We start from the raw sequence: 5,920 nt of genomic DNA, 5'->3' as shown, positions 1-5,920 counted from the left end.
GACGAAAGAACAGATTCAAGACTTGAGGGATCGTGTAATGTCCTGAGGAGGCATCTTTGACATCGATGTCAAAAAAGCATGAAATAAGAAAAAGAAACCGAAATAACCCTAAGACCCGATTTCTGGGATAATCCTAAGGAAGCCGAAAAAATTCTTCAAGGCATTCAAAAACCTAAAGCTGTGGACAGAACACTACGACCGTGTTGCCAATGCTGTTGAGGATGTCGTGGTGATGTATGAATTTTTCCAGAGTGGCGACGCCAGCGAACAGGATGTTGAGGACCAATACCAAACGGCTCTTAGAGAAGTCGAAGAGCTGGAATTTAAAAACATGCTGAGCGCCGAAGAAGATCAGTTGGATGCTATCCTGCAAATCACGGCGGGAGCCGGAGGTACTGAGTCCTGCGACTGGGCATCCATGCTTATGCGTATGTATATCATGTGGGGCGAAAAACACGGCTATAAGGTCACAGAACAAGACTATCAGGAAGGAGATGTAGCCGGAATAAAAACCGTTACTCTTCAGTTTTCCGGCGACTTCGCCTACGGATACCTAAAAGGTGAAAACGGTGTACACCGTCTGGTACGTATATCTCCATTCGACTCTAACGGCAAGCGTCACACCTCTTTCGCCTCTGTGTATGTATACCCATTGGTGGACGACAACATAGAAATAGAAGTGAAAGATTCCGATATCGAATGGGATACGTTCCGTTCAGGCGGTGCCGGAGGGCAAAACGTAAACAAAGTGGAGACGGCCGTACGTCTACACCACAAGCCTACCGGTATCATCATCAAAAACCAAGAATCCCGCTCGCAACTGCAAAACAAAGAAAATGCTTTACGCCTCTTGAAATCGCAACTCTACGAAATCGAAATGCGTAAACGTCAGGAAGCAGCTGCTGCTATAGAAGGTTCCAAGAAAAAAATTGAATGGGGTTCTCAAATACGAAACTACGTATTACATCCGTACAAGCTCGTAAAAGATCTACGTACTAACGTGGAAACTTCCAACACACAAGCCGTTTTGGATGGCGAACTCGACGACTTCATCAAAGCATACCTCATGGAATTCGGAGGATAATAAGCAAAAAGCTCAATCGATATACGGTTGAGCTTTTTGCTTTTATGAAAGTCCTGTTAAAACTTATTCTTCCACATCATACTTTCCACCGGACGGATAGTCTTATTGTTATACTTTGCATTGTCCTTGCTGTTGTAGAAAGTTTCAATCTCTCCGTCAACCACAAAATAGATCAACTGACCTATAGGCATGCCAGCATACACGCGGACAGGCTGTGCCACAGATATTTCCAAGGTCCAGGTGTTGCAGAAACCTACATCGCCCTTTCCTGCTGTGGCGTGAATATCTATCCCCAGACGGCCCGTACTAGACTTCCCTTCCAAAAAAGGCACATGTCCATGCGTTTCGGTATATTCCAAGGTCACTCCTAAATATAACTTTCCGGGTTGCAATACAAATCCTTCCGAAGGGATCTCGAAATGCTCAATCTGATTGTGTTTTTTGGCATCGAGCACCTCATCCTTATAGGTAGCAAGATATTTACCAAGATGCACATCGTAAGAGTTTGTTCCCAAGCACTTTCTGTCGAAAGGCTCGATGACGATGTTGCCTTTTTCTATTTCTTCTAAAATTCTTTTATCGGATAAAATCATAAGGATTTAGTATTGTATTGGAATAAAACCAAATAGGATTCAAAAATACAGTATTCGAGCCTGTTAAACAAATGAAAACAGGGAGAAGAATATTTTTTTATGCGTAGAGAATTGCTACTTTTGGATATGGCACTCGTTTACCTCAGAGAACTGGACAACCAAACCAAATTCGCAATTTGGCAAATCGAAGAATCCGCCGAAGAGCTTATCGGCAAGCTGCAATTGGACGATAACGAACGCAACACTTTGCGTCAACTGAGCAAAGGTAAACGAACACTGCATTGGTTAGCCACACGTGTATTGCTGCGCTACCTACTGCAGACCGACAAATACATACACTGTCCTTCCGATGCAAACGGAAAGCCATATCTGCCTGACTACCCTTACAAAATTTCATTGACCCATTCTTTCGAATATGCCGGCGTCATGCTGAGCACCAAAGGAGAATGCGGCATTGACCTGGAGCGTGTCATGAACAAGGTGGTCAGAATCAAAGAAAAATTCCTTAAAAAGGAAGAGCTTCAGTTTATTCATCCTGAACATGAAGTACCACAGCTCTATGCGTGCTGGTGCGCCAAAGAAGCAGTCTATAAACTTCAGGGCAACCGTGGCGTCTCTTTTTTGCATGATATGACCATTCAGCCTTTCCACTACAAACCGCAAGGTGTGCTATACCTCGACCTGCAGAAAAAGGGACATACCACCCGCTATCAGGTCTATTACGAACAATTTAAGGACTATATGCTGGGCTTCGTCGTGGAATAATATCAGAAATTAGGCTGTCGCTTCTCCAAAAAGGCTGCCACCCCTTCTTTCATGTCTTCAGAACCGAAACATTCACCGAAAAGCCTAATCTCAGCTTCACTCCCCACAGCACTGTCTTGAATACCGGCATTTACCGCTTCTATGGCTGCCCCTATGGCTGTTGCCGAACGTAAGTAAGTGCGTTCTAAAATACTTTTAGCCTTAGGAAGAAGATCTTCTGCCTCTGTGACAACATGATTTAATACCCCCCATTGGTAGGCTTCTGTCGCCGTTATCATATCCCCTGTCATAATCATTTCCAAGGCCTTGCCTCGTCCCACTAAAGCCGTAAGGCGTTGTGTACCCCCATAGCCAGGATGATGCCCAAAGAAACCTCCGGCAGTCCTACTTTAGCACTCTCCACAGCAATGCGAAGATGACAGGCCAAAGCAAGCTCCAAACCTCCTCCCAGCGCAAACCCATTTATTGCGGCAATCACAGGCTTTCTGAAGTTATAAATCACATTCATCACCTCCTCATGTCCTCTACGCGACAGCTGTGTAGCCTCCTCCTTATTGAGATGGACAAATTCCTGAATATCTGCTCCTGCAACAAAGGCTTTCTCTCCCGCCCCGGTAAGGATGATGCCACGCACCTCATTATCGGCCTCCAACACGTGGAAGGCCTGGGCTATTTCCGAAAGGGTTGCGGCATTCAAAGCATTCATCTTGGATGGCCTGTTGATAGTTACCACAGCGGTTTTACCATCTTTGTCTATAGTAATATTGTTAAACGTGTTCATAATGGTTAGAAACTAAAGCGTAAATTAAATCTTAATCGGTCTTTGAAAGAATCGTTGACATCATCATACGTCAGGCGTACGTAATATCGAACGGACAATATTTTGAATATATTTTCTAAACCTACATACCCTTCCCAATACGGCTGATTGGTCATAATGCGCGTCACCGGCGTTCCTTCCTCATTTTGTTCAAACCGTATCACATTGCCATTGATATATGGGTTATTTTTATCGGAAAGGTCTCCCCAGAACATGCGGGCACCAAAAGTTTCCCGCCATTTCAGCTGACGCACCAAAGGAATGCGGTTGAGTATAAAGCCCTGCAAACGATGGTCATACGACAACTTGAGAAATCTATCGGCAACAAATTCCATGGAGTTCCGTACGTTCGTACGAAACGGAGGTACGGTCTTTCATCTCTGTCAATCCTGGAATTTCAAGCAGCGGATAGGGTAATGTTCCCCAAATCTTTCCCGCATGGATAGTCATGTCGGCAAAGCCAAGCTGATTAAGGAAAAATCTCTTGGCCGCCGCCACACGCAAAGCGTCATAATCGTAATCTCCCCCCATAAACTCTTTGAACCCTCTGTTGTATTGAATGGTGAAGACAGGCTCCCTCTGCACTATCGTCGAACGCTGTAAATTTCTGTAATAAAAGCGCTCATTAGGTGCCCAGCGCAAAAGCAGCTGTAAATCGGCCGTGTTTATATGCTCCAAAGATTTGGAAGGGGCGCCAGCTAGGTCGAAGCGCATGTCGCCTATAGGACTACGATGATGCATGGTAAGAGCCGTAGCTAGACTTACATGGTTGCCAAACTCTATCAGATGAGATAACTTAAAAGCATCGGTAGCCAGATACTTCGTCGGCTTATTGGATCTAAAAGTTCTGAAGAAGCCGTCCCCCTTCAGGAAGCCCAAACTCTTTCCCGGCTCAAAAATATCATGTTGTACATAAAACTCCAGATAATGGGCAGGGAAGGTCGTAACAGGCTTTCTGTTTAGCGAGATGGCTGTGCGGAAGTTGTATTTCATATCCTTATCTTCCACACCATATGCCAGATATCCTTCCATATACACTCTATCCGAAAAAGCTGTTGTCGTACGTCCCCCTACACGGATTCTATGTCCTTCAATAGGATTCTGATGATACAAGTATTCCAAAGGGCCTAGCTCTACTTTACCTAAAGAATAATAGCCTTGTGACAACAAATACCCTACACTCATCAGTCGTCTGAATGATGGTTCATTATTTAGTCGCTCCACATTGACGTAAGTGGCGGCCTCAGAGCTATTCAGCATAATCGGGCGATGGTCTTCCAACGAAAAAAGAGGATTCAGCTTGGTTTCTATTGGTGCTCCTGCCACCATCTCCTCCGAGACAGGATAGTGAAGATCATAGCCGCTATTCACACTGACGCGATGACCAAACATCACTTCTTTGGTTCCTCTTCCGAAAGTCAAAGAGACTTCTGCCGTGTCCTGCAACATGATCCCCTCTTCATTCTTGAAATAAGATAAACGCAAATTTAAATCCGAAATCCAACTTACATTCGTTTTTTCATCCATGAAGAGACGGGCGTCACTTACGGCATATCTGCCATCCATAGAAACAATAAGATCTCCTCTAAAGAGCAAGTCTTTGCTGTTGCGCGGCTCAAAGCGTAGTCGTATCCTTAAATCATTTGTCGTCCTTAAGGTATCTACGATATAATACTTGTAAAAAAGCTTAGCATTATCCGCTATGGGACTCAAAAATTGCTTATTGATAAGAAAAATACTCTCGTCATAAATATCTATAGGCTGGAACATATAATCCATGAAAGCATGGATATTCGCATTATTGATATACCGTGGATCGAACTCCGTTTTCTTTTCTGCCTTGACAATCTTTTTCTGACGTGCCGGATGCTGCTTTACATAGACATCGGCGATCGTTTCCTTCATGAAGATGTTTAGAACATCCTTCTCAGACATAAATGTAGTATCTACATTGTTGAAAAAATATGACATATTTGACGGTGCCTTGTCGAACACGCGCTGAGGGTCGACCAAGCCCATCTTTATTTTTTCATATTGCTCAAAATATAAGCTGTCCTTCTTCTCTAATTTATTGTACTTTTTTATGCCTTATGATAAGATCAATAATCTCTGTTGCTGGATTTCTGTTTTTGTATTTCTGCTTAGTATTGACCTTGACCTCCTCTATGGTAAGGCCTTCATGACGAAGCAATATCTCTATTTTGGATTTATCTTTTACCGATACGTATTCCTGAGTGTATCCCATCGCTGAGACAATGACTTGGCCAGGACTGCCAGACAAAAAAAAGGAGAAGGCACCTAAACTGTCCGAAGAAGCCAACAGCTTGCCTTCTGGGGTTCGGATACTTGCCCCTGCCAAGGGCTTATGAGAATCTGCGTCCATAACTATACCACTCACACGCACCTGTGCCAACACCATATTTACGAAACAACAACAGCACAGTACCAAAATCACACGTATATGATAAAACACAGCTCTTCCCATAATGAAAATCGGTTATTTATAAATATACAATTTGTGCCTACAAGATTCAAAATACATAACCCATAAAAAAGCTCTCCATAATATAGAAAGATGCATTTGAATTAGGTAAAATTTTAATTATGAATTACTATTAAAGTAAATTGATCTACATCGATAACATCCGGATCAAAACA

General features: G+C 43.3%; 5 protein-coding genes and 2 pseudogenes. 2 read left to right on the top strand and 5 right to left on the bottom strand.

Annotation, left to right across the window (positions count from 1 at the left end):
• Nucleotides 1-1,084, top strand: a pseudogene (gene prfB, locus SD31_RS09890) (peptide chain release factor 2); the annotation flags it as partial.
• Between the two features lie 56 nt (nt 1,085-1,140).
• On the opposite strand, the gene dcd reads toward prfB, so the two are convergent.
• Entirely contained in the window at nt 1,141-1,677 is a 537-nt protein-coding gene (gene dcd, locus SD31_RS09885) for a dCTP deaminase (RefSeq protein WP_039054002.1), read from the bottom strand.
• A gap of 99 nt (nt 1,678-1,776) precedes the next feature.
• Between dcd and SD31_RS09880 the strand changes: the two genes are divergently transcribed.
• Nucleotides 1,777-2,442 carry a 4'-phosphopantetheinyl transferase family protein gene (locus tag SD31_RS09880; RefSeq protein WP_231561426.1) on the top strand — a complete coding sequence of 222 codons (666 nt, stop codon included), beginning with the start codon at nt 1,777-1,779 and terminating at the stop codon, nt 2,440-2,442.
• Between the two features lie 2 nt (nt 2,443-2,444).
• Here SD31_RS09880 and SD31_RS09875 read toward each other — a convergent pair.
• From SD31_RS09875 to SD31_RS15375, 4 genes and pseudogenes are all read right to left on the bottom strand, one after another.
• Nucleotides 2,445-3,148, bottom strand: a pseudogene (locus tag SD31_RS09875) (enoyl-CoA hydratase-related protein).
• A gap of 80 nt (nt 3,149-3,228) precedes the next feature.
• Nucleotides 3,229-3,597 carry a hypothetical protein gene (locus SD31_RS15380; RefSeq protein ID WP_052258932.1) on the bottom strand — a complete coding sequence of 123 codons (369 nt, stop codon included), beginning with the start codon at nt 3,595-3,597 and terminating at the stop codon, nt 3,229-3,231.
• The gene (locus SD31_RS09870; protein WP_052258930.1) at nt 3,578-5,281 is read right to left on the bottom strand and encodes a DUF5686 family protein; all 1,704 of its coding nucleotides are present in this window, start codon (nt 5,279-5,281) and stop codon (nt 3,578-3,580) included. The genes SD31_RS15380 and SD31_RS09870 overlap by 20 nt, the downstream gene beginning before the upstream one ends.
• A 49-nt stretch (nt 5,282-5,330) precedes the next feature.
• The gene (locus SD31_RS15375) at nt 5,331-5,747 is read right to left on the bottom strand and encodes a carboxypeptidase-like regulatory domain-containing protein (RefSeq protein WP_082021907.1); all 417 of its coding nucleotides are present in this window, start codon (nt 5,745-5,747) and stop codon (nt 5,331-5,333) included.
• Between the last annotated feature and the right edge of the window lie 173 nt (nt 5,748-5,920).

The sequence above is a fragment of the Sphingobacterium sp. T2 genome, from assembly GCF_000814685.1.
Taxonomy (GTDB): Bacteria; Bacteroidota; Bacteroidia; order Sphingobacteriales; family Sphingobacteriaceae; genus Sphingobacterium; species Sphingobacterium thermophilum.
Note: the sequence above shows the minus strand (reverse complement) of the source record. Positions and strands in the feature narration are given on the sequence as shown.

Coding starts and splice junctions, on each gene's coding strand:
- dcd (WP_039054002.1), bottom strand. CDS start 1,677: ATGATTTTATCCGATAAAAGAATTTTAGAAGAAATAGAAAAAGGCAAC.
- SD31_RS09880 (WP_231561426.1), top strand. CDS start 1,777: ATGCGTAGAGAATTGCTACTTTTGGATATGGCACTCGTTTACCTCAGA.
- SD31_RS15380 (WP_052258932.1), bottom strand. CDS start 3,597: ATGGAATTTGTTGCCGATAGATTTCTCAAGTTGTCGTATGACCATCGT.
- SD31_RS09870 (WP_052258930.1), bottom strand. CDS start 5,281: ATGGGCTTGGTCGACCCTCAGCGCGTGTTCGACAAGGCACCGTCAAAT.
- SD31_RS15375 (WP_082021907.1), bottom strand. CDS start 5,747: ATGGGAAGAGCTGTGTTTTATCATATACGTGTGATTTTGGTACTGTGC.